General features: G+C 69.6%; 27 protein-coding genes. 20 read left to right on the forward strand and 7 right to left on the reverse strand.

Annotated features, from left to right (window positions below; genetic code table 11):
• Positions 1 to 202 precede the first annotated feature (202 nt).
• The 11 genes from FEK34_RS09175 to FEK34_RS09225 all read left to right on the forward strand — a co-directional run bounded on the left by FEK34_RS09175 (position 203) and on the right by FEK34_RS09225 (position 11401).
• On the forward strand, positions 203 to 634 hold the full coding sequence (locus FEK34_RS09175) for a TIGR02611 family protein (protein ID WP_138447380.1): 432 nt from the start codon (positions 203 to 205) through the stop codon (positions 632 to 634).
• Entirely contained in the window at positions 631 to 1479 is an 849-nt protein-coding gene (locus FEK34_RS09180) for a (2Fe-2S)-binding protein (RefSeq protein ID WP_138447381.1), read from the forward strand. The genes FEK34_RS09175 and FEK34_RS09180 overlap by 4 nt, the downstream gene beginning before the upstream one ends.
• Positions 1480 to 1738: 259 nt before the next feature.
• A complete protein-coding gene (gene thrS, locus FEK34_RS09185; protein ID WP_138447382.1) occupies positions 1739 to 3808 on the forward strand; it encodes a threonine--tRNA ligase in 2070 nt (689 codons plus the stop codon).
• A complete protein-coding gene (locus FEK34_RS09190) occupies positions 3805 to 4386 on the forward strand; it encodes an HIT family protein (protein ID WP_138447383.1) in 582 nt (193 codons plus the stop codon). The genes thrS and FEK34_RS09190 overlap by 4 nt, the downstream gene beginning before the upstream one ends.
• 4 nt (positions 4387 to 4390) lie before the next feature.
• Complete coding sequence (pgsA, locus tag FEK34_RS09195; protein ID WP_138447384.1) at positions 4391 to 5083, forward strand: phosphatidylinositol phosphate synthase; 693 nt, start codon at positions 4391 to 4393, stop codon at positions 5081 to 5083.
• Positions 5084 to 5109: 26 nt separating this feature from the next.
• On the forward strand, positions 5110 to 6114 hold the full coding sequence (locus tag FEK34_RS09200; protein ID WP_138447573.1) for a phosphatidylinositol mannoside acyltransferase: 1005 nt from the start codon (positions 5110 to 5112) through the stop codon (positions 6112 to 6114).
• Positions 6111 to 7235 carry a glycosyltransferase family 4 protein gene (locus FEK34_RS09205; protein ID WP_138447385.1) on the forward strand — a complete coding sequence of 375 codons (1125 nt, stop codon included), beginning with the start codon at positions 6111 to 6113 and terminating at the stop codon, positions 7233 to 7235. Before FEK34_RS09200 ends, FEK34_RS09205 begins: the two co-directional genes overlap by 4 nt.
• Entirely contained in the window at positions 7235 to 8278 is a 1044-nt protein-coding gene (locus FEK34_RS09210) for an NUDIX hydrolase (RefSeq protein WP_138447574.1), read from the forward strand. The genes FEK34_RS09205 and FEK34_RS09210 overlap by 1 nt, the downstream gene beginning before the upstream one ends.
• Before the next feature lie 409 nt (positions 8279 to 8687).
• Entirely contained in the window at positions 8688 to 9626 is a 939-nt protein-coding gene (pdxS, locus tag FEK34_RS09215) for a pyridoxal 5'-phosphate synthase lyase subunit PdxS (RefSeq protein ID WP_138447386.1), read from the forward strand.
• A 264-nt stretch (positions 9627 to 9890) separates the two neighbouring features.
• Positions 9891 to 10355 carry a hypothetical protein gene (locus FEK34_RS09220; protein WP_138447387.1) on the forward strand — a complete coding sequence of 155 codons (465 nt, stop codon included), beginning with the start codon at positions 9891 to 9893 and terminating at the stop codon, positions 10353 to 10355.
• 224 nt (positions 10356 to 10579) lie between these two features.
• Complete coding sequence (locus FEK34_RS09225; protein WP_138447388.1) at positions 10580 to 11401, forward strand: acyl-CoA thioesterase; 822 nt, start codon at positions 10580 to 10582, stop codon at positions 11399 to 11401.
• Between the two features lie 15 nt (positions 11402 to 11416).
• Here the strand turns inward: FEK34_RS09225 and FEK34_RS09230 are convergent, their stop codons facing one another.
• A complete protein-coding gene (locus tag FEK34_RS09230; RefSeq protein ID WP_249358899.1) occupies positions 11417 to 13219 on the reverse strand; it encodes an APC family permease in 1803 nt (600 codons plus the stop codon).
• Positions 13220 to 13325: 106 nt separating this feature from the next.
• Between FEK34_RS09230 and pdxT the strand changes: the two genes are divergently transcribed.
• Both pdxT and FEK34_RS09240 read left to right on the forward strand, forming a co-directional pair.
• Positions 13326 to 13979, forward strand: coding sequence for a pyridoxal 5'-phosphate synthase glutaminase subunit PdxT (gene pdxT, locus FEK34_RS09235; RefSeq protein ID WP_138447389.1), 654 nt, complete (start codon positions 13326 to 13328; stop codon positions 13977 to 13979).
• Between the two features lie 163 nt (positions 13980 to 14142).
• The gene (locus FEK34_RS09240; RefSeq protein WP_138447390.1) at positions 14143 to 14895 is read left to right on the forward strand and encodes a YebC/PmpR family DNA-binding transcriptional regulator; all 753 of its coding nucleotides are present in this window, start codon (positions 14143 to 14145) and stop codon (positions 14893 to 14895) included.
• Positions 14896 to 14982: 87 nt separating this feature from the next.
• Here the strand turns inward: FEK34_RS09240 and FEK34_RS09245 are convergent, their stop codons facing one another.
• Positions 14983 to 15528 carry a MarR family winged helix-turn-helix transcriptional regulator gene (locus tag FEK34_RS09245; protein ID WP_138447391.1) on the reverse strand — a complete coding sequence of 182 codons (546 nt, stop codon included), beginning with the start codon at positions 15526 to 15528 and terminating at the stop codon, positions 14983 to 14985.
• An 83-nt stretch (positions 15529 to 15611) separates the two neighbouring features.
• On the opposite strand from FEK34_RS09245, the gene FEK34_RS09250 reads away from it, so the two are divergent.
• Entirely contained in the window at positions 15612 to 16247 is a 636-nt protein-coding gene (locus FEK34_RS09250; protein ID WP_138447392.1) for an NAD(P)-dependent oxidoreductase, read from the forward strand.
• Between the two features lie 14 nt (positions 16248 to 16261).
• Here FEK34_RS09250 and FEK34_RS09255 read toward each other — a convergent pair whose 3' ends face one another.
• The 3 genes from FEK34_RS09255 to FEK34_RS09265 form a co-directional block, all read right to left on the reverse strand.
• Entirely contained in the window at positions 16262 to 16765 is a 504-nt protein-coding gene (locus FEK34_RS09255; protein WP_138447393.1) for an SRPBCC family protein, read from the reverse strand.
• The gene (locus FEK34_RS09260; protein WP_138447394.1) at positions 16762 to 17139 is read right to left on the reverse strand and encodes a metalloregulator ArsR/SmtB family transcription factor; all 378 of its coding nucleotides are present in this window, start codon (positions 17137 to 17139) and stop codon (positions 16762 to 16764) included. The genes FEK34_RS09255 and FEK34_RS09260 overlap by 4 nt, the downstream gene beginning before the upstream one ends.
• Positions 17140 to 17251: 112 nt before the next feature.
• Positions 17252 to 17458 (reverse strand): DUF5988 family protein, encoded by a 207-nt coding sequence (locus FEK34_RS09265; RefSeq protein WP_036537938.1) that lies wholly within the window; start codon positions 17456 to 17458, stop codon positions 17252 to 17254.
• A 147-nt stretch (positions 17459 to 17605) separates the two neighbouring features.
• Here FEK34_RS09265 and FEK34_RS09270 point away from each other — a divergent pair, with 147 nt between their 5' ends.
• From FEK34_RS09270 to FEK34_RS09280, 3 genes are all read left to right on the forward strand, one after another.
• Positions 17606 to 18118: an O-acetyl-ADP-ribose deacetylase gene (locus FEK34_RS09270; RefSeq protein ID WP_138447395.1), complete on the forward strand. Its 513-nt coding sequence runs from the start codon at positions 17606 to 17608 to the stop codon at positions 18116 to 18118.
• Between the two features lie 168 nt (positions 18119 to 18286).
• Positions 18287 to 19150, forward strand: a complete 864-nt coding sequence (locus tag FEK34_RS09275) for a 3-hydroxyacyl-CoA dehydrogenase (RefSeq protein WP_138447396.1) — start codon at positions 18287 to 18289, stop codon at positions 19148 to 19150.
• Positions 19151 to 19453: 303 nt separating this feature from the next.
• Positions 19454 to 20743 carry an alpha/beta hydrolase gene (locus FEK34_RS09280; protein WP_138447576.1) on the forward strand — a complete coding sequence of 430 codons (1290 nt, stop codon included), beginning with the start codon at positions 19454 to 19456 and terminating at the stop codon, positions 20741 to 20743.
• 95 nt (positions 20744 to 20838) lie between these two features.
• On the opposite strand, the gene FEK34_RS09285 is transcribed toward FEK34_RS09280, so the two are convergent.
• Positions 20839 to 22725, reverse strand: a complete 1887-nt coding sequence (locus tag FEK34_RS09285; RefSeq protein WP_249358900.1) for a vWA domain-containing protein — start codon at positions 22723 to 22725, stop codon at positions 20839 to 20841.
• A 204-nt stretch (positions 22726 to 22929) separates the two neighbouring features.
• Here FEK34_RS09285 and ruvC point away from each other — a divergent pair, with 204 nt between their 5' ends.
• From ruvC to ruvB, 3 genes are read left to right on the forward strand one after another with little or no spacing between them, the layout of a single operon-like run.
• A complete protein-coding gene (gene ruvC, locus FEK34_RS09290; protein WP_138447397.1) occupies positions 22930 to 23499 on the forward strand; it encodes a crossover junction endodeoxyribonuclease RuvC in 570 nt (189 codons plus the stop codon).
• The gene (gene ruvA / locus FEK34_RS09295) at positions 23496 to 24101 is read left to right on the forward strand and encodes a Holliday junction branch migration protein RuvA (RefSeq protein WP_138447398.1); all 606 of its coding nucleotides are present in this window, start codon (positions 23496 to 23498) and stop codon (positions 24099 to 24101) included. The genes ruvC and ruvA overlap by 4 nt, the downstream gene beginning before the upstream one ends.
• A 6-nt stretch (positions 24102 to 24107) precedes the next feature.
• Positions 24108 to 25184 (forward strand): Holliday junction branch migration DNA helicase RuvB, encoded by a 1077-nt coding sequence (gene ruvB / locus FEK34_RS09300; RefSeq protein ID WP_138447399.1) that lies wholly within the window; start codon positions 24108 to 24110, stop codon positions 25182 to 25184.
• Between the two features lie 70 nt (positions 25185 to 25254).
• On the opposite strand, the gene FEK34_RS31110 is transcribed toward ruvB, so the two are convergent.
• On the reverse strand, positions 25255 to 25833 hold the full coding sequence (locus FEK34_RS31110) for a DivIVA domain-containing protein (RefSeq protein WP_138447400.1): 579 nt from the start codon (positions 25831 to 25833) through the stop codon (positions 25255 to 25257).
• Positions 25834 to 25876: the final 43 nt, after the last annotated feature.

Genomic DNA, 25876 nt, shown 5'->3' on the forward strand with positions numbered 1-25876 from the left:
CGAGCGGATGGGCGGGTGCACGCATGGGTGGGCATGTTGAGCGCCGCGGGGGGCACCGGTGACAACGGTCGCGTCCTCGATCCGGTGAGCGCGAGCCCACAGTGTGTGGCCCGAGACGGTGTGGCAGCCGTCTACCTGCGCAGTTCTCGTGTCGCCGCGCAGTTCGGCGGGGTCGTATCCGGCGGCGCTTTAGGCTGGAACCGTGAGCATCGAGCTGGACCCGGAACAGTCCACCAAGCCCGGCCCCTGGCGCGCCTTCCGGAACAAGGTGAGCGGTCGACCTACCCTGAACCTCGTTTACCGGATCGTGGTGGCGCTGGTCGGGACCATCGTGCTCGTCATCGGCATCGTCGCGATTCCCTATCCCGGCCCCGGCTGGGCGATGGTTTTCGCCGGTCTCGGCATCCTGGCCACCGAGTTCTCCTGGGCGCGGCGTGCGCTCGGCTGGCTGCGGGACCGATACCGGCAGGTCATGGCCTGGTACGGCGCCCGAGGGCCGGTGTTCAAGACACTGGCCGCACTGGCGACCGCCGCGCTGGTCGTGGCGACGCTGTGGATTCTCGGAACATTCGGATTGATCGGCGGCTGGATCGGAGTCGAGTGGCCATGGTTGCGCAGTCCCCTGATGTCGTGAACACCGTCCCGGGCCGGATGCTCACCGACCCGGACTGGTTGACCGCGCGCATCGCGGAGATGGGGCGCTCCTGGGGGACGGGCGCGGCGCGGGTCGGCGGCACCCTCTGGTGGTGCATGGTGGCCTCGGCGCTGGTCGAGCCCGTGGCACGGGCCTACGCCGCCGGTGAACGCGCGCCACTGGCCCGGTTGGACCGCATCGGCTGCGATGTGCGGCCCGACGGCGGCGTCGACCGCATCGTCTTCACCGGACCCAGCGACATCGTCGGCGAAACCGCTGGGCCGAACGCCGAGGCCGGCGATGACCTCGCTCGGTCCGGCGGCACCTCGACGGCCGTTCACGCCGACCGCGAGGACCACGGCCGATCCGGTGACGCGACCCGCGAGCGTGCCGGTTCGATCGAGGACCTCGTGCCGGGCGGCGGCGCGCAACCATGCGGTGATGGATTCCACGACGTCGAGGCCGCGGTGGTGGACCAGGACCGATCCGTCCCGGCACGGTCCGCGGCGGGCACCGCGCTGCACGACACGCTCGCGGCGGTGATCGCTCAGATCGCGGCGGTCTCCGGGGCGCGGCAGCCCGCGCTGTGGGCGGTGGTCGCCGACGCCATCGGCAACCGGGCGATCGACGCGGGCGTGCCCGAGGCCGGGACCCGGCTGGCCGCCGAGATCGGCGGCAAGCTGCCCGCGCCGCGATTCGTCGAGATCGGCGACCGTACCTTCGTCCGCCGCATCTCGTGCTGCCTGGTCTACGAGGTTCCCGGGTGCGAGATGTGCACCTCGTGCCCGAAGCGCCCGAGCGCCGAACGTGAGCAATTGCTCGCCCGGATGGCGGCGCAGGACTGAACGACGACCATACGACCGAAGCGCCGGCGAGGCGCGGCTGCGGCGCCGAACCGCTCGAGGGGGACGGACCGGACACTGCGGCCCCATAGCGGGGATCGACCGTCGCCACGCTGCCGATGGTCCGTCGCCACATGAGCACGGCCGTCCCGATAGCATGGTCGCGGCCGGGTCCCACCGGCCACGACCGACGGATCGAGCCGTCACCGAACCGGAGCGCGCCGGATCGAACCCGGCCGCGAACGCCAAGGAGAGCACAGCCGTGACCACCACAGCCCCCCTCAGCCCAGCCGCCCTCGTCCGGGTGCCGGCCGGGACTACGGCGGGTGCCGCGGTGCGTGAGGCGGGCCTGCCGACCAAGGGACCGGAGACCATCGTCGTGGTCCGCGACGCCGCCGGTGAGCTCAAGGACCTGTCCTGGACCCCGGACGTCGACGTCGAGGTGACCGCGGTCGCCGCCAACACCGAGGCCGGACGCAGCGTCATCCGGCATTCGGCCGCGCATGTGCTGGCCCAGGCGGTGCAGCAGGAGTTCCCCGAGGCCAAGCTCGGCATCGGCCCGCCGATCAAGGACGGCTTCTACTACGACTTCCGCGTCGACAAGCCGTTCACCCCGGAGGATCTGGCCAAGCTGGAATCGCGGATGAAGAAGATCATCAAAGGCGCGCAGCGGTTTTCGCGCCGGGTGGTCGAGGTCGAGGACGCCAGGGTGGAGCTGGCGAACGAGCCGTTCAAGCTGGAGCTGATCAGCGACAAGTCCGGTATCGACGATCCCGAGGTGATGGAGGTCGGCGGTAAAGAGCTGACCATCTACGACAACCTCGACCCGCGTTCGGGTGAGCGGGTGTGGGGCGATCTGTGCCGCGGCCCGCACATCCCCACCACCAAGTTCATTCCCGCCTTCAAACTCACCCGCAGCTCCGCCGCCTACTGGCGCGGCGACCAGAACCGCGAGGACCTGCAGCGCATCTACGGCACCGCCTGGGAGTCGCCGGAGGCGCTCGACGAGTACATGCATCTGCTGGCCGAGGCCGAACGCCGCGATCACCGCAAGCTCGGCCTGGAGCTGGACCTGTTCAGCTTCCCCGACGAGCTGGGCTCGGGCCTGCCGGTGTTCCACCCCAAGGGCGGCATCATCCGCAAAGAGCTCGAGGAGTACTCGCGGCGGCGGCATGTGGCGGCGGGCTACGAGTTCGTCAACACCCCGCACATCACCAAGGGTCACCTGTTCGAGGTGTCCGGGCACCTGGACTGGTACCGCGACGGCATGTTCCCGGCGATGCACCTGGACGCGGAGTACAACGAGGACGGCACCGTCCGCAAACCCGGCCAGGACTACTACGTCAAGCCGATGAACTGCCCGATGCACAACCTGATCTTCCGCGCGCGGGGCCGGTCGTATCGGGAGCTGCCGCTGCGGCTGTTCGAATTCGGCTCGGTGTACCGGTACGAGAAGTCCGGTGTGGTGCACGGCCTGACCCGGGTGCGCGGCATGACCCAGGACGACGCGCACATCTACTGCACCAAAGAGCAGATGCACGCCGAGCTCACCAACACCCTGCACTTCGTGCTCGATCTGTTGAAGGACTACGGCCTCGACGACTTCTACCTGGAGCTGTCGACCAAGGATCCGGACAAGTTCGTCGGCTCCGATGAGATCTGGGAGGAAGCCACCGAGACCCTGTCGAAGGTGGCCGCGGCCTCCGGCCTCGAGCTGGTGCCCGATCCGGGTGGCGCCGCGTTCTACGGGCCGAAGATCTCGGTGCAGGCCAAGGACGCACTGGGCCGCACCTGGCAGATGTCGACCATCCAGCTCGACTTCAACCTGCCCGAACGGTTCAACCTCGAATACACCGCCTCCGACGGCACCAAGCAGCGTCCGGTGATGATCCACCGCGCCCTGTTCGGCTCCATCGAACGCTTCTTCGGCGTGCTCACCGAGCATTACGCGGGCGCGTTCCCGGCGTGGCTGTCACCGGTGCAGGTGGTCGGCATCCCGGTTGCCGAGGCTTTCGCGCCGCATCTGGACCGGGTGATCGAACTGCTGCACGAGGCCGGAGTGCGCGCGCAGGTGGATCGCAGCGACGACCGGATGCAGAAGAAGATCTTCAACAACACCGCGCAGAAGGTGCCGTTCATGCTGCTGGCCGGCGAGCGTGATGTGAACGCCGACGCCGTCAGCTTCCGGTTCCGCGACGGCACCCAGGTCAACGGGGTTCCGGTGGCCGACGCGGTGGAGACCATCGTGGACTGGATCGCGCGGCGCGACAACAGCTCGCCCACCGCGGAAGGCTTCGAGATCCGTCCCGCCGGCGGCGGTGAGCGTCGATGAGCGACAGCGGCGCCGCGGCGTTGCGCGGCACCGACAACGGCGGAGACATCGTCGATCACGGTGCGGGCGAACCGGATCGGTTGCAGCGGCTGTGGACGCCCTACCGGATGTCCTATATCGCGGAGGCGGCCACCGCCACGCCCAAGGACGCGACCGGGCACCCGTTCACCGATATCCCGAAGATGACCGACGAGGACGGCCTGGTCGTCGCCCGCGGTGAGCTGGTGTACGCGGTGCTCAACCTGTACCCGTACAACCCCGGCCACATGATGGTGGTGCCTTACCGCCGCGTCGCCAACCTGGAAGACCTCACCGAGGCCGAGAGCGCCGAGCTGATGAAGTTCACCCAGCAGGCGATCCGGGTGATCAAGAAGGTCTCGCGGCCGCACGGGTTCAATATCGGGCTCAACCTGGGCGGGGTGGCGGGCGGCTCGCTGGCCGACCACCTGCACCAGCACATCGTGCCGCGCTGGGGCGGCGACGCGAACTTCATCACGGTGGTCGGCGGGGTGAAGGTGATGCCCCAGTTGCTCAGGGAGACCAGGGCGCTGCTCGCCGCGGCCTGGGACGAGGAGTAGATCGGTGCTCAGCATCTTCGGTCGCGCGACGTTCGCCAAAGCGACGGCGCCGCTCGGCAGGGCACTGGTGCGCACCGGCCTCACCCCCGACGCGATGACCTTGATCGGCACGGCCGCCTCGATCATCGCGGCGATGACGCTGTTCCCGTCCGGTCACCTGTTCTGGGGCACCATGGTGATCTGGCTGTTCGTCATGTTCGACATGCTCGACGGCGCCATGGCCAGGGCCCGCGGCGGCGGCACCAAATACGGCGCGGTGCTCGACGCCACCTGCGACCGGGTCGCCGACGGCGCCATCTTCGCTGGTCTGGCCTGGTGGGCGGTCTATCACGAACACAGCAAGCCGTTGTTGTTCGCTACCCTGGTCGTGCTGGTGACCTCGCAGGTGATCTCCTACGCGAAGGCCAGGGCCGAAGCCAGCGGACTGTCCGCCGACGGCGGGCTCATCGAACGCCCGGATCGGCTGGTCATCGTGCTGGTGGGCGCCGGACTCACCGGCATCGGCGGATATTGGGGGATCGAATGGCTGACCTGGGCGGTGCACGTCGCGATGTGGATCCTCGCGGTGCTCAGCATCGTGACGGTGTTCCAGCGCGTGCTGGCGGTGCGCAATTCGGCCGGGGCGCGCGACATCATCCCGATGACGCCGCCGCAGGCGCAGACCGAGGGTTCCGCGGACCCGGAGCGGCGGTCGTGACCGCGACCGCGACCCGTCCCGCGCCTGTGCAGGCCGAGGACGGCCTCGCCGCTCGTCTCAAAGGTGCGGTCAGCGATCGCGCCTACGCCGCGGGCTGGCGCGTGGTGCGTGCACTGCCGGAACCGACCGCGCGCACGCTGTTCGACTGGGGTGCCGATCGCGCAGTGCGTGGCGGCGGCCCGCATCAACTGCGCCGCAACCTCGCCCGAGTGCTCGGCCTCGCCCCCGAAGCGGTGCCCGACGAGCTGATCCGGGCGAGCATGCGCTCCTATGCCCGCTACTGGCGCGAGGCGTTCCGGCTGCCCACCATGGACCACGCGGCGCTCGCGGCCTCGGGCCGCATGCCGGTCGACGGCATTCCGCACCTGGACGCCGCGCTGGCCGAGGGCCGAGGCGTGATCTTCGTGCTGCCGCATTCGGGCAACTGGGATATGGCCGGGATGTGGCTGGTGCAGAACTACGGCACCTTCACCACCGTTGCCGAGCGGCTCAAACCGGAATCGTTGTTCGAACGATTCGTCGCGTACCGGGAAAGCCTCGGCTTCGAGGTCTTCCCGCTCACCGGCGGTGAACAGCCGCCCTTCCCGCAGCTGGCGGCGCGGCTGCGGGAGAACAAGATCGTCTGCCTGATGGGTGAGCGTGATCTGACCGGCAAGGGTGTGCCGGTGAACTTCTTCGGCGAGCGCACCTGGATGCCCGCCGGTGCCGCGAAACTGGCCATCGAGACCGGCGCGGCGCTGATGCCGGTGCACGCCTGGTTCACCGTCGATGACGCCGGAGTCGAAGGCTGGGGGCTGAAAACCGGAGCGCCACTGGATGTTTCCGGTGGCGTTGCCGCGGCCACGCAGGCGCTCGCCGACCATTTCGCGGCGAATATCGCCGAGCATCCGGCCGACTGGCACATGCTGCAACCGCTGTGGGAAAACGATCTGTCCGAGCAGAGACGGGCCAGAATCGCGGCCGCGCAGGCGGCCCTGGACGATCCCGGCGCGCGAGGCGGGAACACCGGCGGGGGAGTTGCGCTGCGATGAAGATCGGCATGGTCTGCCCCTATTCGTTCGATGTCCCGGGCGGTGTGCAGGCGCATGTGGTCGAGCTGGCGCGGGTGATGATCGAACGCGGGCACAAGGTGAGTGTGCTTGCGCCCGCGTCGGATTCGACACCGCTACCGGAGTTCGTCGTCTCCGCGGGCCGCGCGGTGGCCATCCCGTACAACGGGTCGGTCGCCCGGTTGTCGTTCGGGCCGACGGCCTACACCCGCATCCGCCGCTGGATCGACGGCAACGATTTCGATGTGCTGCACATCCATGAGCCGAACGCGCCGAGCCTGTCGATGCTCGCGCTCAAGATCGCCGAGGGCCCGATCGTGGCGACCTTCCACACCTCGACCACGAAATCGTTGGTGCTCAGCACTTTCCAGGGTGTGCTCCGCCCGTACCACGAGAAGATCAGCGGGCGGATCGCGGTCTCGGAGCTGGCGCGGCGCTGGCAGGTGGAGGCGCTCGGCTCGGATGCGGTGGAGATCCCCAACGGCGTCGATGTCGCGTCCTTCGCCCGCGCCCCGATGCTGCCCGGCTATCCGCGCCCGGGCGGCACGGTGCTGTTCCTCGGCCGCTACGACGAACCGCGCAAGGGCATGGCGGTCCTGCTCGGCGCGCTGCCCGACCTGGTGCGCAGGCATCCGGAGATCGAGATCCTGATCGTCGGGCGCGGCGACGAGGAACGGCTGCGCAAGGAGGCGGGCCCGCATGCCGGGCATCTGCGGTTCCTGGGACAGGTCTCCGATGCGGAGAAGGCCTCGGCGATGCGCAGCGCCGACGTCTACGTGGCGCCCAATCTGGGTGGGGAGAGCTTCGGCATCATCCTGATCGAGGCCATGGCCGCGGGCACCGCGGTCGTCGCCAGCGAACTCGACGCCTTCCGTCGGGTGCTGCGCGACGGCACGGCGGGTCTGCTGGTACCGGTGGGTGATTCGGCGGCCTTGGCCACCGCGCTCGACAGCGTGCTCACCGACGAGGCGCGGCGCACCGAGCTGGTGCGGTCGGCCACCCAGGTGGTCGGCGAATACGACTGGCCGGTGGTGGCCGAACAGATTCTGCGGGTGTACGAGACGGTGACCGTCGGCGACATCCGGGTGAGGGCAGCCGGATGATCACCTTCTCCGCGACAACCGTTCTCGTCCTGGCCCTGATCGCCGCGGTGGTCGTGGCCATCGGCCTGTGGGCGTACTCCACGGCCAATCGGCTCGACCGGCTGCATGTGCGCTCGGACCAGTCCTGGCAGGCGCTCGACGGCGCGCTGGCCCGGCGCGCGGTGGTGGCACGGGCGGTGGCGATGGCGATCGCGGGCCCGGTGTCGGATCCGGCGCTCGCCGAACAGGCCAAACAGCTGTCCACGCTGGCCGACCGCGCCGAACGGGCCGGGCGTGCCGACCGGGAAACGGTGGAGAATCAGCTCTCCGCTGCCCTGTCCGCGGTCGATATCGGGCAGCTGCGCCCGCAGTTGGTGGCCGAGCTGGCCGACGCCGAGGCCAGGGTGCTGATCGCGCGCCGATTCCACAACGACGCCGTCCGCGACACCCTCGCCCTGCGCACCCGGCGCCCGGTGCGGCTGCTGCACCTGGGCGGTACCGCGCCGCTGCCGACCTACTTCGAGATCACCGAACGCGCCACCCCGGCGGCCGCGACCGGGCTCGAGGTCGACACCATCCGCACCTCGGCCCGTACGGTGCTGATCGACGAGCAGGACCGGGTGCTGCTCATGCGCGGCAACGACCCGAAGGTGCCCGAGGTCTCGTTCTGGTTCACCGTCGGCGGCGGGGTGGAGCCGGGGGAGAGCCTGCGCGCGGCGGCGGTCCGCGAGATCCACGAGGAAACCGGCTACACCGCGGATCCGGCGGCGCTGCGCGGCCCGATCTGGCGGCGGGTGGCGGTGTTTCCGTTCAACGGTGAACTCATCCGCTCCGAGGAACTGTTCTTCGCGCTGCGGGTGCGGCAGTTCGATCCGCGCCCGGCCAACCTCACCTACGTCGAGCGCCGCTCGATCACCGGACACCGCTGGTGCACCGCCGCCGACATCACCACCTTCGACGCCGCCGGCGAGACCGTGTATCCCTATCACCTCGACGAGCTCATCGCCGAAGCCGCGGCCGCCGCCGATGCCGACACCGACCCAGAGGTCCGTTCGATCCGCTGACCAGGCGATTCCGTATGCGGTGTGACCGGATTCACCACCGTGCTACCGTCGATGCGGTTTGACCGGCCGAGCGAGGGTCGACTCGGTGGGTGGAGGTGAATGAGTACGTGTCGTACATCCTGTTCGATTTCCTGATGCCGATCATCGGCGCCGCCGCCGCGGAGTACTGGGCGACGTTGCTGGTGATCAACCCGATCTGATCGATCCGGCAGGTTCGCCGGACCCGTCGAAGCCGCATCGGGTCCGGCGAATTCGTCCTCCACCGGGCACCCTGAGCGGTCCAGTCCGGCTCCGGCGTGACGAACGCGCTGGTCGTGGCAAGGCCAGTCGTGCTCAACTGGCTATCAAGGGCGCTTCGGGGCACGCCTAGAATCGTGTCGTTCTACCGCTGACGACCCATTAGGCGCACATGACACAGGAGTTTGCCGTGACCACGCCCGAGACCACCCAGACCACCGAGGCGACCCGTGAGGCGGGTACCGCCCGCGTGAAGCGCGGCATGGCCGAAATGCTCAAGGGCGGGGTGATCATGGACGTCGTCACCCCGGAGCAGGCCAAGATCGCCGAGGACGCCGGTGCGGTCGCCGTCATGGCGCTCGAGCGCGTGCCCGCCGATATCCGCGCCCAGGGTGGCGTCTCCCGGATGAGCGATCCGGACATGATCGACGGCATCATCTCCGCGGTGTCGATCCCGGTGATGGCCAAGGCCCGCATCGGCCACTTCGTGGAGGCACAGATCCTGCAGAGCCTCGGCGTCGACTACATCGACGAGTCCGAGGTGCTGACCCCGGCCGACTACACCAACCACATCGACAAGTGGAACTTCACCGTTCCGTTCGTTTGTGGTGCCACCAACCTGGGTGAGGCCCTGCGCCGCATCACCGAGGGCGCGGCAATGATCCGCTCCAAGGGCGAGGCGGGCACCGGTGACGTCTCCAACGCCACCACCCACATGCGCCAGATCCGCCAGGAGATCCGCAAGCTGTCCTCGCTGCCCGCCGACGAGCTCTATGTCGCCGCCAAGGAATTGCAGGCGCCCTACGAGCTGGTCCGCGAGGTCGCCGAGACCGGCAAGCTGCCGGTGGTGCTGTTCACCGCCGGCGGTATCGCCACCCCGGCCGACGCCGCGATGATGATGCAGCTCGGCGCCGAGGGCGTGTTCGTCGGCTCGGGCATCTTCAAGTCCGGCAACCCGGCCCAGCGCGCCGCCGCCATCGTCAAGGCCACCACCTTCTACGACGACGCCGACGTGCTCGCCAAGGTGTCGCGTGGCCTGGGTGAGGCCATGGTCGGCATCAACGTCGAGGAGATCGCGCAGCCGCACCGGCTGGCCGAGCGGGGCTGGTGAGTCGGCGCCCGCGATAGGGCACCGGGACTTGCCGGAGCGGGTGTCACGTCAGGTGATGTGACACCCGCTCCGCCGTATCCGTCCTGCTGACGCACACAGACGCCCACGTACGTGTGTACACCGGCCTGTGTTCGAGCCCGCCCGCTGCGCGCGCGGCTGCGCCCGGCAGTCGAACGCAGCGCTGAATTCAGCGCTCTCGTGCTAGTTTCCGAGTCTCGGCGAACTCGGTTTGCGCCGGTTCCACGACGCAGGAGGTACGCGAGAGTGATCCTTCGCAGGGCGGGCCTTCTCGTCTCAGCAAGCCTGGCACTGACATTCGGCCCGGCAGGCCCGGCCACCGCTGATAGTGATCCGGCGCCGCCGTCCGCCGAAGCACTCGACGACCAGCTGACCACCGGCCTCGACCCGGTGGCGCGGACATGGGCGTGGACTCACCCGGTCCGCAACGCGCACAAGCTCGCGTTCGTCCAGGGCGCACAGGCCGACCCCGAGCTGCCGTACCGGCTGGCGCAGACGGTGCACGAGACCGGGGCGAAGCTGCGCATCATCGGCGTGAACCCGAAGCCCCTCGGTGAAGCCTTCTATGCGAACGCCAACATCACCCTCAACGGTCAGACCACCCCCGCCGAGATCCCGTTCGTGGATGAGGACGGCACCTGGAAGGTGGAGCTGATCTGGGCCTGCACCATGCTGTCGATGTTCGGCGAGCAGTCACCTGCCTGCGACTGAGCCCGTCGGCAGGCCGAGCGCGCGGCCGCGGTTGCGGGCTCGCAGCTGGGTGTGACCGCCGTCATCTTCGTTCCCGCTCCCGCGGCCCCCTGCCGGTCCCCGGCCTGCCTGCGTGCGAACATAGAAGTCCCGTCGGGACCGGCCGGTCCGTAATTGCCGTCCGATAACCCGCGCGGTTGTGCAGTACTCGGACGACCGGCCAGTGGCACGGAGAGGCGGAGACGTTGGCGACCATCGAAGAAGCGCTGGAGATCGAGCGGCTCGAGCGGGACATCTTCCGTGGAGCCTCACCCAAGACCCAGTTGCAGCGCACCTTCGGCGGTCAGGTCGCCGGCCAGGCGCTGGTCTCGGCGGTGCGCACGGTGGATCCGCGGTTCCAGGTGCATTCGCTGCACGGCTATTTCCTGCGTCCGGGCAACCCCGACCAGCCCACCGTCTACCTGGTCGAACGCATCCGCGACGGTCGCTCCTTCTGCACCCGCCGGGTGACCGGCGTGCAGGACGGCGCCGCCATCTTCACCATGTCGGCCTCCTTCCACGTCGGCGACGACGGCCCGGCCCATCAGGACGAGATGCCGGTGGTGCAGCCGCCCGAGGATCTGCCCGACGCCAAGACCACCATGAGCCCCGAACGGTTGTGGGCGATGCGGGAATGGGAGCACTGGGATATCCGCCCGGTCCCGCAGGAATCGGTCACCCAGCGTCCCGGCGTGGTGTCGCCGCAGCAGGTGTGGTTCCGCTACCGGCACCCGCTGCCCGACGATCCGCTGTTCCACGTGTGCACCCTCGCCTACATGAGCGATATGACCCTGCTGGGTTCATCGAAGGTCACCCACCCCGACGAACCCACCCAGGACGCCTCGCTCGATCACGCCATGTGGTTCCTGCGCCCGTTCCGGGCCGACGACTGGCTGCTCTACGACCAGTCCTCGCCGTCGGCCGGTTTCGGTCGCGCGCTCACCGGCGGCAAGATCTTCAACCGCGCCGGTGAACTGGTCGCCTCGGTGGTCCAGGAAGGCCTGATCCGCACCCGGCGCGAGAAGTAGCGCGGCGCACGGAGTTCAGACCGCCTGGACGCGGAGATGACAGACCAGGGTGTCGCTCATCCGTCGCAGGGTGCGTTCGAGTTCGTCGCTGCGATGGCTGGGTAGCACCCGATCCCAGCCGGCGGGCGGATCGACCTCGGCAACGACCACGATCTTGCGCCGGTCCGGGTAGGTCGTGCGCAGGTAGCGGGCGACCGGACCGCCGACGGTGGCGTCGTCATCGGGGAGCAGCACCAACGGCACCCGCGGATGCCAGTTCTCCCAGGCGGCGCCGAATTCCTCGGGCCGTTCGTCGTCCAGGCAGACGTGCACCGCCACCACTTCGCTACTCAGCGACAGCGCCGTCGACAACGCCTCGCAGGTCAGTCCCGACACGCCCGCCACGGGCACCACGACGACTGCCGCACCCGGCTGCGGGGCGGGTGGCACGGCGTCCGCGCGGCGGTGGGCACCCATGCGCCGGTACGCGCGCCGCACCCGCCGCATGCCGAACACCAGCGCGGCCAGCACCACGATGATCAGCCAGGCGCCCTCCCGGAACTTCATCGCCGTCGTTACCGCGGCCGCCGTCGCGGTGGTTACGGCACCGAATCCGTTGAGCGCCAACAGCAGTCGCCGACGCGGTGCCCGCGGGTTCGTCCACCAGTGCCGCACCAGACCCGCCTGCGCGAGGGTGAAGCCGACGAACACCCCGATCGCGAACAGTGGCACCAGGGCGTTCATGTTCCCACCCGATCCGATCAGCAGCACCGCCGCGCAGATGCCGAGGGTGAGCACCCCGTAGCGGTACACCCGGCGCGGCGAGCTGACCGCGAACCGGTGCGGCAGGCAATTGTCGTCGGCGAGCAGCCGAGTCAACGTCGGCAGCCCGCCATAGGAGGTGTTGGCAGCCAGCGCCAGCAGGACAACGGTGGCGAATTGCACGATGTAGTAACCGATTCCGTGGCCGAGCGCCGCCTCGGTCAACTGCGACAGCACGGTGGTGCCCGCGACGGGGTGCACCGCGAACTTCTCGATCAGCAGCGCGAGCCCGATCAGCATCGTGCCCAGCAGCGCCCCCAACGCGACCTCGGCGCGCTGGGCCCGTCGGATACCGGGTGCGCGGAAGTTCGGCACCGCGTTCGCGATCGCCTCCACGCCCGTCAGCGCCGCGCATCCGCTGGAGAACGCCTTGAGCAGCAACAGAACTCCGACCGTCTGGATATCGGTGACCGCGGCCGCACCGGTGGTGACGCTCGCCGGCTCCGAACGCAGCAGCCCCGCGACGATCACCGTGCAGATGCCCGCCACGAACACGATCGTCGGGATCATGAATGCCCGTGCGCTGTGGGTGATGCCGAGCAGATTCACCGCGGTGATGCCGATCAGCACCGCCAGGCACAACCACACGGTGTAGCCGTGCAGCGCCGGGAACGCCGACGTCAGCGCCGCCACCCCGGCCGCGATGGACACCGCGACGTTCAGCACGTAATCCACGATCAGCGAGGCCGCCGCGACCAGCGCCGCCCGGTCGCCCAGCTGCGCCTTGGCCACCGCGTAGGCGCCGCCGCCGTTCGGGAACACCGCGATGACCTGCCGATAGGAGGCGATGAGCACCGCGAGCAGTGCGGTGATCGCCAGGGTGACCGGCAGTGTCATCCCGAGCCCGGCCGCGCCAGCGGCGGCCAGCACCAGCACGATGGCCTCGGGGCCGTAGGAGACCGACGCCATGGCGTCGAGGGAGAGCCCGGACAAGCCGGTCGAAACGGTGAGTCCGCGGCGAGCGGCCGGTGGGTCCGCCGGCCGCACGGGCTCCGGCGACGGAAACACAGTTGTCATGTCAGTGAGTGTCGAGCCGTGCGCGGGGATCAGCGGCACGGCTTGACGCAATGTTGACGGCGACCGTGAGCAGGCCCACACCCCGGCCCCTCGTAAGCTGTGCGGAGTGAACCTTTCAGCGGTCGCCGCCCCCGCGGCGCAGACCTCCGCGAGTGAGAGCGCACAGCCGACCATCGGCGTGCTCGCCCTGCAGGGCGATGTCCGCGAACACGTGACGGCGCTGGAGCGCTGCGGTGCCAGGCCGACGCTGGTGCGCCGGGTCGAGGAATTGGCCGCCGTGGACGGGCTGGTGCTGCCCGGTGGTGAATCCACCGCTATCAGCAAACTGCTCGAGGTGTTCGACCTGCTGGAACCGCTGCGCGCGCGGTTGCGTGACGGTCTGCCCGCCTTCGGGTCCTGCGCGGGCATGATCCTGCTCGCCGACGAGGTGCTCGACACCCGGCCCGACGCCAAACATCTGTCCGGCATCGATATGACGGTGCGGCGCAATGCCTTCGGCCGCCAGGTCGATTCCTTCGAAACCGATCTGGAGTTCGCCGGACTCGACGGCGGCCCGATGCGCGCGGTGTTCATCCGGGCGCCGTGGGTCGAGCGGGTCGGTGACGGCGTCGAGGTGCTGGCCCGGGTGCCGAGCGGTCCGGCCGCGGGCAAGATCGTCGCCGTGCGCCAGCGCAATGTGCTGGCTACGTCGTTCCACCCGGAAGTCACCGGGGATCTGCGGGTGCACCGCCTGTTCGTCGACCTGGTCCGCACCGTCTGACCCGCTCGAGCCGACAGGCGCACCCCTAGGAATGGGCACCGCGTGATCTGGGCCGCCCCGCCCGTGGCCGTGGACCCGCCGAGTAGGCTGGGGAAGTTGTCCGCCCGGCCATGCCGGTACCGTAGACGACCACACGTGCCATCGACCTGAAGGAAGTAGGGGAATGAGCGGCCACTCCAAATGGGCCACCACCAAGCACAAGAAGGCGGCGATCGACGCGAAGCGCGGCAAGCTCTTCGCCAAGTTGATCAAGAACATCGAGGTGGCGGCCCGGACGGGTGGCAGTGACCCGGATGGCAACCCGACCCTGTACGACGCCATCCAGAAGGCGAAGAAGTCGTCGGTTCCCAACGACAACATCGAGCGCGCCCGCAAGCGCGGCGGCGGCGAGGAAGCCGGCGGCGCCGACTGGCAGACCATCATGTACGAGGGCTACGGCCCCAACGGTGTCGCCGTGCTGATCGAATGCCTCACCGACAACCGCAACCGCGCCGCCGGTGAGGTGCGCGTCGCGATGACCCGCAACGGCGGCAATATGGCCGACCCGGGTTCGGTGGCGTACCTGTTCCACCGCAAGGGCATCGTCACCCTGGAGAAGAACGGCCTCACCGAGGACGACGTGCTGATGGCGGTGCTGGACGCCGGCGCCGAAGAGGTCAACGACCTGGGCGAATCCTTCGAGATCATCAGCGAACCCGGCGACCTGATCGCGGTGCGTTCGGCCCTGCAGGCGGCGGGCATCGACTACGACTCCGCCGAGTCCGGCTTCCAGCCCTCGGTCAGTGTCGCGGTCGACGCCGACGGCGCCCGCAAGGTGTTCAAGCTGGTCGACGCCCTCGAAGACAGCGACGACGTGCAGAACGTCTACACCAACGTCGACGTCTCCGATGAGGTGCTCGCCGAGCTGGAAGACTAGCCCGGCCGTTCGCCGGATCGGCGACAGTCTCCGAAGCCCCCGCGACGATGTCGTTGCGGGGGCTTTTCGGTGTCCAGGCGCCGACCCTCACGCGTCCTTCGTGCGCCGATCGGTGGGTGCGGCCAGAGCTGTGACCTGCTGTTCCTCCTGCGCCCATGCGGCCAATCCGGCCAGAAACGCCGGCCGATCGGCTGGTTCCAATCGTGCGATGGCGCGCAGCAGCGCTGCCGAGCGCACCGCGAGGAACTGCTCGAAGACCGGCCTGACCGCCGCTGCGATCGACACCAGGGTGCGTCGGCGGTTGCGCGGGTCCTCCTCGCGCAGCACCAGATCCGCCCGCGCGAGATCGCCGACGAGCTGGCTGGCCGTCGACAGCGAGACGCCGAGGCGCCGGGCCAGATCGGTGACGCTCGCCGGTTCGCCCGCCATCAGCTGCGTCAGCACCGCGCCGTGCCGCGGCCCGAGCCCATGGGTCTGGAATGTCGCGCGGAGCGCCTCCGGCATGTCGCCCTGCGCGCGCCGGAAGGAGGCCGAGATCAGCGGGACGTGACTGAGCGCGTCGAGTTCCTGGGCGGAGAGTCTGCGGCCCGGCGCGGCGGGGTCGTCGGCGAAGGGTGCGGCGGCGTCGGGCATGGGACCACTCTAGCAATGTTCTGATATTCAAACTATTCTGAGAACAGAAGTTATTCGAGGTATTGATCAGGCGGGAGACGCTCATGCGAATCACGGTTCTCGGTGCGACCGGCGGAGTGGGGCGCCACCTCGTCCGGCAGGCGGTGGCCGACGGTCATCAGGTGACGGCAGTGGTGCGCGATCCCGATCGATTGCCGCATGAGCCGGATGATCGCCTGCGAGTGGTCCGAGGCAATGCGCTGGCCGCGGAATCGCTCACCGACGCGGTGGCGGGCGCGGACGCGGTGCTGTCGGGAATCGGTGCGAACGGCCGCCGCGATCCGCTGCGCCCGGCCTCGACCTCGGCCACCGCGGTGGTGGACGCCATGCGCGCGGTGGGAGCGCGACGCCTCATCGTGGTGTCGGCGGGCACGCTCAATCGAACCGGGGCGGGTCAGCCGCTGCGGGTTCGAGCGGTCTCGGTGCCGTTGCGTGCGGTGCTGAAGGAGTTGTACGCCGATCTCGATCGGATGGAGGCGATCCTGGCCGATAGCGGCCTGGACTGGACGTCGGTGCGTCCGTCGAGGCTCACCGACGCGCCGGGCACGGGCCGGATCCGGCGCATCGTCGACGGCGGCCCGGCCGGGCTGAGCATCCCGCGCGCCGATGTCGCCCGCGCGATGCTCGACTGCATACCCGATGCGTCGACCATCGGGTATGCCGTCGGCGTCAGTAGCTGAACAGCCCGGGCTGCTCAGCCGATCTGCTGTTCGTAGTAGGCCTTCATCGCCGGGTAGTAGTCGTCGAAATCGGGGTGGCCGGTGTTCGCGCGGGCCGCACCGAGCATGTCCAGGTAGAACTCCCAGCCCGGCCCGACCTGCGGGGCCTGCGCGACTTCGTCCTCGCTGCGCAGGTGGTGGGTGAAGCGCAGCTCGGTGGTGCCGTCGGTCTCGGTGAGTTCGACGTCGAGGAACCAGGATCCGGCCTCGTCCTCGGCGGAGACACCGAGGCGGTGCGGTGGTTCGCAGGTATCGATGCGCATATCCATCCACGGCTGCTCGTCTTCGAAGGCCATCTGCACCTTGATCGTCTTGCCGGGGCCCGCATCGCCCTGCCACGGACCGAACCAGCGCGCGGTGCGGTCGGATTCGGTGATGCTGGCCCACACGTCCTCGATCGGTGCCCGGTAGGTGCGGGTCAGCACCAGGTCGCGCCCGGTCGGCGCGGGAAAGAGTCGTCCGGTGGGGCTGGGGGTCATGCGGTGTTCTCCTGTGTCGTCGTGTGGTCCGCCGCGGTCGCGCCGTCTGCGGTCCGGCGTTCCCGCCTGGTCCGGTAGACCTCGGTATCGAGTGCGTCGAGGTGGCGTTCCCACCCGGCGGGCTCGGCGAATCCGGCCAGCCAGCGGGTGAGGTCCTCGAACGGTGCGGTGTCGAGCCGGTAGTAGCGCTGCCTGCCCACGAGTTCGTCGTGGACCAGGCCGCTGCCGCGCAGGACGCGTAGATGTCTGCTGATCGCCGGCCTGCTGATGGGGAAGTGCCCGGCGATCTCTCCGGCGGTGAGCCTGGTGCCGCGCAGCAGCTCCAGGATCTCCCGGCGTACCGGATCGGCGATCGCACTCGCCACCTCGTCCATGGGAAAAGTGTAACCATGTGGTTACGTATTTGTCCATCGGCGGACCCGGTGGAACAGCGAGGTAGTGGGCGGCGGCCCGATCAGTGCCGCCGCCCGAACGGATGCCGCGAGATCACTCCGCGATTTCGGTGCGGTCGCTCCAGGCGTAGACCGGCAGCCGGCCCTCGGGCGTGTCCTGCTCGCGCCCGGTGGTCTTGAAGTGTTCGTAGCCGCCCTTGAACGGGATCTTCAGCTCGAAACCCGGCGGAGTGATCGGCACGATTCGTGCGGGCAGGTCCTGTGGGCCGCCCTCGAGGACAGCCTTGGCGCCAATGCTCATCCTCGGATGGTAGAAGCGACGGGGCTGTGTGTGCGGGACATTCGCCAGGGGTATGCGCATCGGTTTGCCAACGATGTGCCGCGCGGCGTCGGCGGCGCCGGCCGGAAAGCGGTGGCGTGGCCACGGTCCGCCGAAGAGAATCGAGGCATGGTCGAGGTGCGGCTCGTACGCGGTGACATCACCGAACAGGACGTCGACGCGGTGGTCAACGCCGCGAATTCGTCGTTGCTCGGCGGCGGGGGAGTCGATGGAGCCATCCACCGGCGCGGCGGTCCGGCCATCCTGGCCGAATGCCGGGAACTGCGAGCGTCGCGATACGGCAAGGGGCTGCCGACCGGTCAGGCGGTGGCGACCACGGCCGGAAACCTCCCGGCCCGCTGGGTCATCCACACCGTCGGCCCGGTCTGGTCGGCCGGACAGGACCGTTCCGAGCTGCTGGCCTCCTGCTATCGCGAATCGCTTCGGGTCGCCGACGAACTCGGCGCCCGCACCGTCGCGTTCCCGGCGATCTCGACGGGCATCTACGGCTGGCCGATCGACGACGGCGCCCGCATCGCCGTCGAAACCGTCACCGGTGCGGACACTTCGGTACGCGAGGTTCGTTTCGTCCTGTTCGACGAGCGCGCCTACGCCGCCTTCGCCGCCCACGCGCCCGGCTGACCGCCTCACAACCCGTCGAGATCAGGGCGCAGACCGGACTCGGCGGACGAACGGATCGACGCCGCCGGGCCCGACTAGTAGCGTGCTGGAAGATCGGCTTTGTCATTCGGGACCTTCATCGTCGGCGCCCGCGCGGGTGACCGGTATCCGTCAGGGAAAGGCAGGGCAATGACCGCAACCATCGGCAAGGTCACCGTGCTCGGCACGGGCGTGCTCGGTTCGCAGATCGCTTTCCAGACCGCCTACAGCGGCTTCGACGTGGTCGCCTACGACATCGACGACGCGGCGCTCGACAAGGCGGCCGGCCGGTTCGACGAGCTGGTGCAGACCTACCGCCGCGAGGTGGCGGGCGCGGCCGACGGCAAGGCCGAGGCCGCGCGCTCCCGGATCCGGCTCACCGCCGATCTCGCCGACGCCGCCGGGGAAGCCGATCTGATCATCGAGGCGATCCCCGAGGTGCTGAAGATCAAGGTCGATACCTACACCGAGCTGGGCACGCTGGCCCCACCGGAGACGATCTTCGCCACCAACTCCTCCACCCTGCTGCCCAGCGATATGAAAGACGCCACCGGCCGCCCCGACCGCTTCCTGGCCCTGCATTTCGCCAACCGGGTCTGGGCGTTCAACACCGCCGAGGTGATGGGCACCGCCGACACCGATCCCGAGGTGTTCCGCACCGTCGTGCAGTTCGCGAAGGACATCGGCATGGTGCCGATCGAGCTGCACAAGGAAAAGGCCGGTTACGTGCTGAATTCGCTGCTGGTGCCGTTCCTGAACGCGGCGGGCGAACTGGTCGCCGACGGCTACGCCGAACCGGAGACCGTCGACAAGACGTGGAAAATCGCCACCGGCGCACCCATGGGGCCGTTCCAGATCTTCGACATCATCGGCCTCACCACCCCGTACAACATCTCCGTGCACGGCGACGCGGCCGCCCAGCGTTTCGCGGCGTTCCTGAAGGAGAACTACATCGATAAGGGCAAGCTCGGCGTGGCCACCGGCGAGGGTTTCTACAAGTACCCGAGCGAGTGAGCGCGGTTCCGCCTGCGGGCCGAGCGCCTGCGCCGCGGACGTGGCGAAGCTGAGAAATGCCTGATGAAGCGCTATTTTGCGATCTGCGCCATAGTTGCCGAGCCCGTCGCGCGCCTACCCTGGCCGAGTGCTGAGCCCTATGGCGTCGTGGCGACGCGGGCCCGCGGTATCACCGCCGGGCCCGGGGCGAGCCGACCTGTTGCGCGCCGCCCCGGACCGCCGCTCGGGCGTCACCCATACCTGTGAGCGTCGTGGCGCCGGGCGACGGCGGCGACCGGTGCCGGGAGCGGGCCGGTGAGCGCGGTGCCGGCCTGGTCGCTGGTGTCGGGTCCGCTTCCGGCGCTGCTGGTACTGGCAGCGATCGCGGGCCTGGCCTGGCTGCTCACCGGCCGCCGGACGCCCGGCTTCCGGACGGTCGCGGCGTGCGCGGCGGCGGCCGTGGTGATCACCGCAGGCGGTGCGTACCTGGTGCGCTCGGTCTTGCGTTTGATTCCCGATCCGCTGGGCGTGGGCGTCTACGGCAGCGTCGGCCTCGGCCTGTTCGTGATCCTGCTCGGTGCGGTGCTGGCATTCCGGTCACGCGGGGCGGCTCGCACGGCGGCGGTCGCGATCGCGGCGGCCGTCGTGGTCGCCGCCTGTGCCAATCAGGTCAACCTGATCTACGACGCCTACCCGACAGTCGGTGCCGCGCTGGGCGTCCAGCGCTGGAACGAGATCCCGTTCAGCGAGGTCACCCCGGCGCACGGGCTGCGCCCCGACCACGATCCGGTGGAAGCCGGCTGGACCGCACCGCCCGGACTTGCGGCCACGGGCCGGATCACCCACGCCGCGATACCGGGCACGGCCTCCGGATTCCACGCGCGCCCGGCCGAAATCTACCTGCCGCCCGCATATTTCGCCGATCCGCGCCCACAGCTGCCCGTACTGATATTGCTGGCAGGCCAGCCCGGTAGCCCGCGCGACTGGGCCACCAGCGGCGGCCTGCCCGACACCATGGACGCCTTCGCCCGCGACCATCAGGGGCTGGCGCCGATCGTCGTGGTCGCCGACGGCACCGGCAGTACCTGGAACGACCCGCTGTGCGCTGATGGCCCGCATGCCAAGGTGGCGACCTACCTGGCCACCGACGTCCCGAACTGGATCCGCGCGCACCTGTCCGTCGATCCCGATCCGCGGGCCTGGGCGGTCGGCGGGCTGTCCTACGGCGGAACCTGCGCACTGCAACTGGCGGCCGGGTTCCCGCAGGTCTACCCGACCTTCCTGGCCATGTCCGCGGAAGACGAGCTGAACCTCACCGACCGCGAACACACCCTGGGTGTCTTCGACGGCGACACCGCCGCCTATGCCCGCGCCAACCCGCACGACCTACTGGCCGGACAGCGCTACCCGGGCAGCGCGGGCGTCTTCGTGGTGGGCAACGACGACGCCGACACCCTGCCCGGTTCGCGCCGCGCCTATCAGGACGCCCGTGACGCGGGGATGGCCGTCGGTTACCTCGAACTGCCCGGCGGCCACGACTGGCGGGTCTGGTCGACCGGTCTGACCCGGGAGCTGCCATGGCTGGCCCAGCGTGTCGGCCTCATCTTGGGATAGCGACACCCCGGGCCAGCGGGCGATAGCCGAACCCGGCCGGGCGCCTCGGCCTCATCGCCGGATGAGGCCGAGGCGCCCGGCTGCTACCGCATCGATCAGTGAGTGCCGCGGCGCCTCAGCAGCACCACGACCACGATGATCGCGGCGACGATGCAGACGCCGAGCGCCGTCGCGACCCACACCACCGCGGGCACGCCGTCGTCACCGGAATCGCTGACGGCGGTGCTCGCCCGATCCTGATCGGTGGCCTGCGCCGACTTGCCTTCCTTACCGAAGGTTTCGCCGGTGCCGCTGCGGTACTGCGGTCCGGGCTCCGCGGCGCCGGTGATGCTGAGTTCCAGTTCGACCGGGACCGGGGCCGCGCGCTTGTCCGGGTTGACGGTCTGCCCGGCCTTCACCGCGATATAATACCAGCCCGCGATCGATTGGGCGACGAGCTTGCCGCCTTCCTCGCGGTTCAGATACCGCACGGGCACCGTCGCCAGATCCTTGCCGGAGGGCAGCACCTGCTCGGAGCCGGTGTAGGCGCCGGTGTCGGAATCGATCTCGGCGCGATAGGGCGAGTAGAGCGTGGTCTCGACATTGGAGGTGTGCTCGCTGCCCCGGCCCGGGGTCTCGCCGAAACGCACCCGGTAGGCCAGACCTTGACCCCAGTCGAGTTTCACCCGGTAGAAGACGAATTCGCCGCGCTGCACCGTATCGGTGAAGCGGCCGGACCCGGGCAGCGTGGCCGCGACATTGAACGAACCGCCGCCGGTCACCGGCAGTACGGGCCCGTCCGGGGCGGTGAACTGCACCGGCTCGGACGCTGCCGGGGCGCCGGGATCGGTGACGCCGGGCTCCACCCCGACCGAGACCTCCAGCGGCAGCTGGGCGGGAGCACCCTCGGCGACCTCACCCCATTCGAGGCTGAAGTAGTAGCGCCCGCCGCCACCGCACTCGGCACTACGCGAATCGGCTTCGGCCGCACCGTTCCACACCGTGCTGACGGTGAGCGCGACGCCGTCGCCGGAACGGGTGGAGATCTCCTTCTCCGAGACCCCGCAGTCCGAACCGTCGGTGCCGAAGACCCGCAGGTCCATCCGGTTGACCGCGGACCAGTCGTCCTTACCGCGCGGGAAGGACACGGTGCCGGTGAAATACGCGGTCGCGCCGTCGGGCACATCGACCGCGTAGAAGCGCGGCTTACGGTGATCGATCACGTCCAGGTACTGGCCGGGCCCGGCGACCGGCGCGCTCTGATGATCCGGCCCGCCCTGGATCGGCGTGCCGACGGCGGCGTAGTTGCGCAGGGCCGCCGCGCTGACCCGAGGCAGCGCCTGTTCGAGGGCCTTACCGTCGACGGCGTCGGTGTAGGTGCCGCCGGTGCGCTGCGCGAGGCAGGTCAGCTGCGCGCGCGAGGCCTCGTCGACCCCGAAACCGATGGCATGCACAACCAGATCGGTGCCCTCGGCCTCGAGCTCGGCCGCGACCTCACACGGGTCGGGTGGGGTGCAGGTGTCCAGCCCGTCGGAGACCAGCACGATCGAGCGCGGCCCCTGCTTCGGCAGGGCGTCGTGCGCGGTGCGCAGCGAGGTGCCGATCGGGGTGTAGCCGCGCGGGACGATCTGGTCCACCGCCGAGGTCAGCGCCGCTTTATCGATGGTCTCGGCGGGCTGGAGCACCCGCACATCCCGGCAGCCCGCGGCCTTGTCCGCCTCCGAGTTCCCGGTCTCGGTGCCGTAGACCGTCAGCCCGACGCGGGATGCGTCCGGCGCCGAGGCGATGAACGTCCGGACCGCGGTCTTGGCGGCTTCCATCTTGGTTCCGCCGCTGGGATCGTCGGCGAGCATCGACCCCGACGCGTCGAGTACCAGCATGGTCGGCGCGTACTCGGGTTGCTGTGGTTCCGATGACTGCTGGGCAAGGGCAGGGGCGGCGGCCGGGACCAGGCCGATCACACCCGCCGCGGCGATTGCGGCGATCTTCGCCAAAGGGGACACGCTCTTACTACTCCGTTCACTGTCGCCGTGCTCGCGATAACACGGCGGCACGGAACCCTACGTGTCTCGGACGGTGGGGACCAGACGTGGGAAGCAGTGACGTGGGAACGAGGGGGTCGGGGCGGTGGCCGTGTCGCTGGAACCGCCCGCGCCGCCGGTCCACTAGACTTCGAACAACTGTTCGCGTGTCCGAAGGGGTGTTCCGTGCGGGTGATGGGTGTCGACCCCGGGCTCACGCGATGCGGGCTCAGCATGGTCGAAGGCGGGGTCGGCCGTAAGGTCACCGCCCTCGACGTCGACGTCGTCCGCACTCCCGCCGACCTGGATCTGGCATTGCGGCTGATGCGGGTCGCCGACGCGGCCGAGCACTGGATGGACACCCACCGCCCGAGCGCGGTCGCGATCGAGCGGGTGTTCGCCCAGCACAACGTGCGCACCGCCATGGGAACCGCCCAGGCGGGCGGCGTGATCGCGCTGGCAGCTGCCCGGCGCGGCATTCCGGTCGCTTTCCACACCCCCAGCGAGGTCAAGGCGGCTGTCACTGGCAACGGCGCTGCCGACAAGGCCCAGGTCACCGCCATGGTCACCCGCATCCTCGGCCTCCAGGTGGCCCCGAAACCCGCCGACGCCGCCGACGCGCTCGCGTTGGCCATCTGTCATTGTTGGCGTGCGCCGCTGATGGAACGGATGGCCCGCGCCGAAGCGCAGGCCGAGCAGGCCCGCAAGCGGTACGCCGAGAAGCTGGAGCGACAACGAAAGGCGGTGCGCCGGTGATCGCGTCGATACGCGGTGAGGTGGTCGAGATCGCGCTCGACCATGTGGTGGTCGAGGCCGCGGGCGTCGGCTACCGGCTCAACGCCACCCCGGCGACGCTGTCCGGGCTCACCCGCGGTGAACAGACCCGGCTGTACACGGCGATGATCGTGCGCGAGGACTCGATGACGCTGTACGGCTTCGCCGACACCGAGGCGCGCGACCTGTTCGGGCTGCTGCAAACCGTCTCCGGTGTCGGTCCCCGCCTGGCCATGGCTGTGCTCGCCGTGCTCGAACCCGAGGCCTTGCGCAAGGCGCTGGCCGAAAGCAATGTCGCCGCGCTCACCCGGGTGCCTGGCATCGGCAAACGCGGCGCCGAGCGCATGGTCGTCGAACTGCGTGACAAGGTGAATCTGGTTCCCGTGCAGTCGGGTCCGCCCGGTAGTGCGCCCGCGGCCTTGGTCACGCCGGTGCGCGAGCAGGTCGTCGAGGCGCTGACCGGACTCGGATTCCCGCTCAAGCAGGCCGAATCCGCCGTCGACACCGTCCTGGCCGACGATCCGGCCGCCACCACCTCCGCCGCCCTGCGGGCCGCGCTCGGCCTGCTCGGCAAGAACCGGTAGGCCCGCATGGATTACGACGACGAGCAATCACCGGTCGACGCCCACTTCTCCAGCGCCGACGGCGATATCGAGACCAGCCTTCGCCCGAAGTCGCTGGACGATTTCATCGGCCAGCCGCGGGTGCGCGAACAACTCGCCCTGGTGCTGCGCGGTGCCCGCGGACGCGGCGGCACCCCCGACCACATCCTGCTGTCGGGTCCGCCGGGCCTGGGCAAGACCAGCATGGCGATGATCATCGCCGCCGAACTCGGCACTGCCCTGCGCATCACCTCCGGCCCCGCCCTCGAGCGCGCGGGCGATCTCGCGGCCATGCTGAGCAATCTGGTCGAAGGCGATGTGCTGTTCATCGACGAGATCCACCGGATGGCGCGCCCCGCCGAGGAAATGCTGTACCTGGCGATGGAGGACTTCCGGGTCGACGTCGTCGTCGGTAAAGGACCGGGCGCCACCTCCATCCCGCTCGACATCGCACCGTTCACCCTGGTCGGCGCCACCACCCGCTCCGGCGCGCTCACCGGACCGCTGCGCGACCGCTTCGGCTTCACCGGGCATATGGACTTCTACGAACCGAGCGAGCTGCTCGGCATCTTGAAACGGTCGGCACGCATTCTCGGCGTCGAGATCGACCACGATGCCGCCGCCGAGATCGCCGGGCGCTCGCGCGGCACCCCGCGCATCGCCAACCGGCTGCTGCGCCGGGTCCGCGATTACGCCGAGGTCCGCGCCGACGGCCGCATCACCCGCCCGATCGCGGCGGCCGCACTCGAGGTCTACGACGTCGACGTGCTCGGACTCGACCGGCTCGACCGTGCCGTGCTCGGCGCGCTGGTGCGCGGTTTCGGCGGCGGCCCGGTCGGTGTGTCGACGCTGGCGGTCGCGGTGGGGGAGGAGGCGGCCACCGTGGAAGAGGTGTGCGAGCCGTTCCTGGTCCGCGCGGGGATGATCGCCCGGACTCCGCGCGGGCGGGTCGCGACGGCGACGGCATGGGAGCATCTCGGACTGGTTCCGCCGCCCGATCTGGTCTTCGGTTCGATCGAAGTCCGTGGGCGCGAACCACATCCGACGCTGGACCTGTTCGACTGAGCGGCCGTCCCGGAGGATGTCGCATGCAACGCGGCTGGACCGCCGCGAGCGCAGGGTTGCGCGCTGTGACTCAGCGCAGACCAGCGGGCTGCTGCAAGGCGGTGACCACCAGATCCAGGAACGCGTCCACCTCGTCGCGCTGATAGCCGCGCACACCGAGCCGCGCCACCGTGAACCGCACCGCGCGCACGTCCTCGACGGTCAGACTGCCGGGCCCGTCATGCGCCAGCGTCGCCGCGACCAGATCGAGGAAGGCGTCCACCTCCTCGATGTGGTATCCGCGCTGCTCCAAGGGGGCGGGCGTGAACCGCATCCGGTGCACATCGGCCGGGGTCAGCAAGCGCGCCGGCGCCGGACCGGGCGGCGCCGCGGGCACCGGCCGCACGCCGCGCTGGCGGAACTCGAGTTCGGCGTGCACCCGGTCGAGGAATTCGTCGACCTGCTCGGCGCGATAGCCGCGCCGTCCACCGCGCGGCGCGCCGAAACTGACGTGGCGCAGGTCGTCGGCGGTGAGCACGCCATTGCCGCCGAGGGTGGCGGCGACGAGCTCGAGGAATGCGTCGACCTCGTCGGTGTGGTAGCCGCGAAGTCCGGGCGGGGTCAAGGCGAACGTCGTCCGTCCGACATCCTCGGGAGTCACGGCCGTCATTGTGACAGCACCGCGGCCGGATTACCGTGCTTCGGGCCGGTTT

The organism is Nocardia cyriacigeorgica (assembly GCF_005863245.1).
Taxonomy (GTDB): Bacteria; Actinomycetota; Actinomycetes; order Mycobacteriales; family Mycobacteriaceae; genus Nocardia; species Nocardia cyriacigeorgica_C.

Excerpts from the sequence above, each read along its gene's own strand:
- FEK34_RS31110 (WP_138447400.1), bottom strand. The coding sequence starts at position 25,833 with ATGACGGCCGTGACTCCCGAGGATGTCGGACGGACGACGTTCGCCTTG.
- FEK34_RS09250 (WP_138447392.1), top strand. The coding sequence starts at position 15,612 with ATGCGAATCACGGTTCTCGGTGCGACCGGCGGAGTGGGGCGCCACCTC.
- FEK34_RS09270 (WP_138447395.1), top strand. The coding sequence starts at position 17,606 with ATGGTCGAGGTGCGGCTCGTACGCGGTGACATCACCGAACAGGACGTC.
- FEK34_RS09245 (WP_138447391.1), bottom strand. The coding sequence starts at position 15,528 with ATGCCCGACGCCGCCGCACCCTTCGCCGACGACCCCGCCGCGCCGGGC.
- FEK34_RS09205 (WP_138447385.1), top strand. The coding sequence starts at position 6,111 with ATGAAGATCGGCATGGTCTGCCCCTATTCGTTCGATGTCCCGGGCGGT.
- FEK34_RS09255 (WP_138447393.1), bottom strand. The coding sequence starts at position 16,765 with ATGACCCCCAGCCCCACCGGACGACTCTTTCCCGCGCCGACCGGGCGC.
- ruvB (WP_138447399.1), top strand. The coding sequence starts at position 24,108 with ATGGATTACGACGACGAGCAATCACCGGTCGACGCCCACTTCTCCAGC.
- FEK34_RS09240 (WP_138447390.1), top strand. The coding sequence starts at position 14,143 with ATGAGCGGCCACTCCAAATGGGCCACCACCAAGCACAAGAAGGCGGCG.
- pdxS (WP_138447386.1), top strand. The coding sequence starts at position 8,688 with ATGACACAGGAGTTTGCCGTGACCACGCCCGAGACCACCCAGACCACC.
- FEK34_RS09275 (WP_138447396.1), top strand. The coding sequence starts at position 18,287 with ATGACCGCAACCATCGGCAAGGTCACCGTGCTCGGCACGGGCGTGCTC.
- FEK34_RS09265 (WP_036537938.1), bottom strand. The coding sequence starts at position 17,458 with ATGAGCATTGGCGCCAAGGCTGTCCTCGAGGGCGGCCCACAGGACCTG.
- FEK34_RS09230 (WP_249358899.1), bottom strand. The coding sequence starts at position 13,219 with ATGACAACTGTGTTTCCGTCGCCGGAGCCCGTGCGGCCGGCGGACCCA.
- FEK34_RS09190 (WP_138447383.1), top strand. The coding sequence starts at position 3,805 with ATGAGCGACAGCGGCGCCGCGGCGTTGCGCGGCACCGACAACGGCGGA.
- FEK34_RS09260 (WP_138447394.1), bottom strand. The coding sequence starts at position 17,139 with ATGGACGAGGTGGCGAGTGCGATCGCCGATCCGGTACGCCGGGAGATC.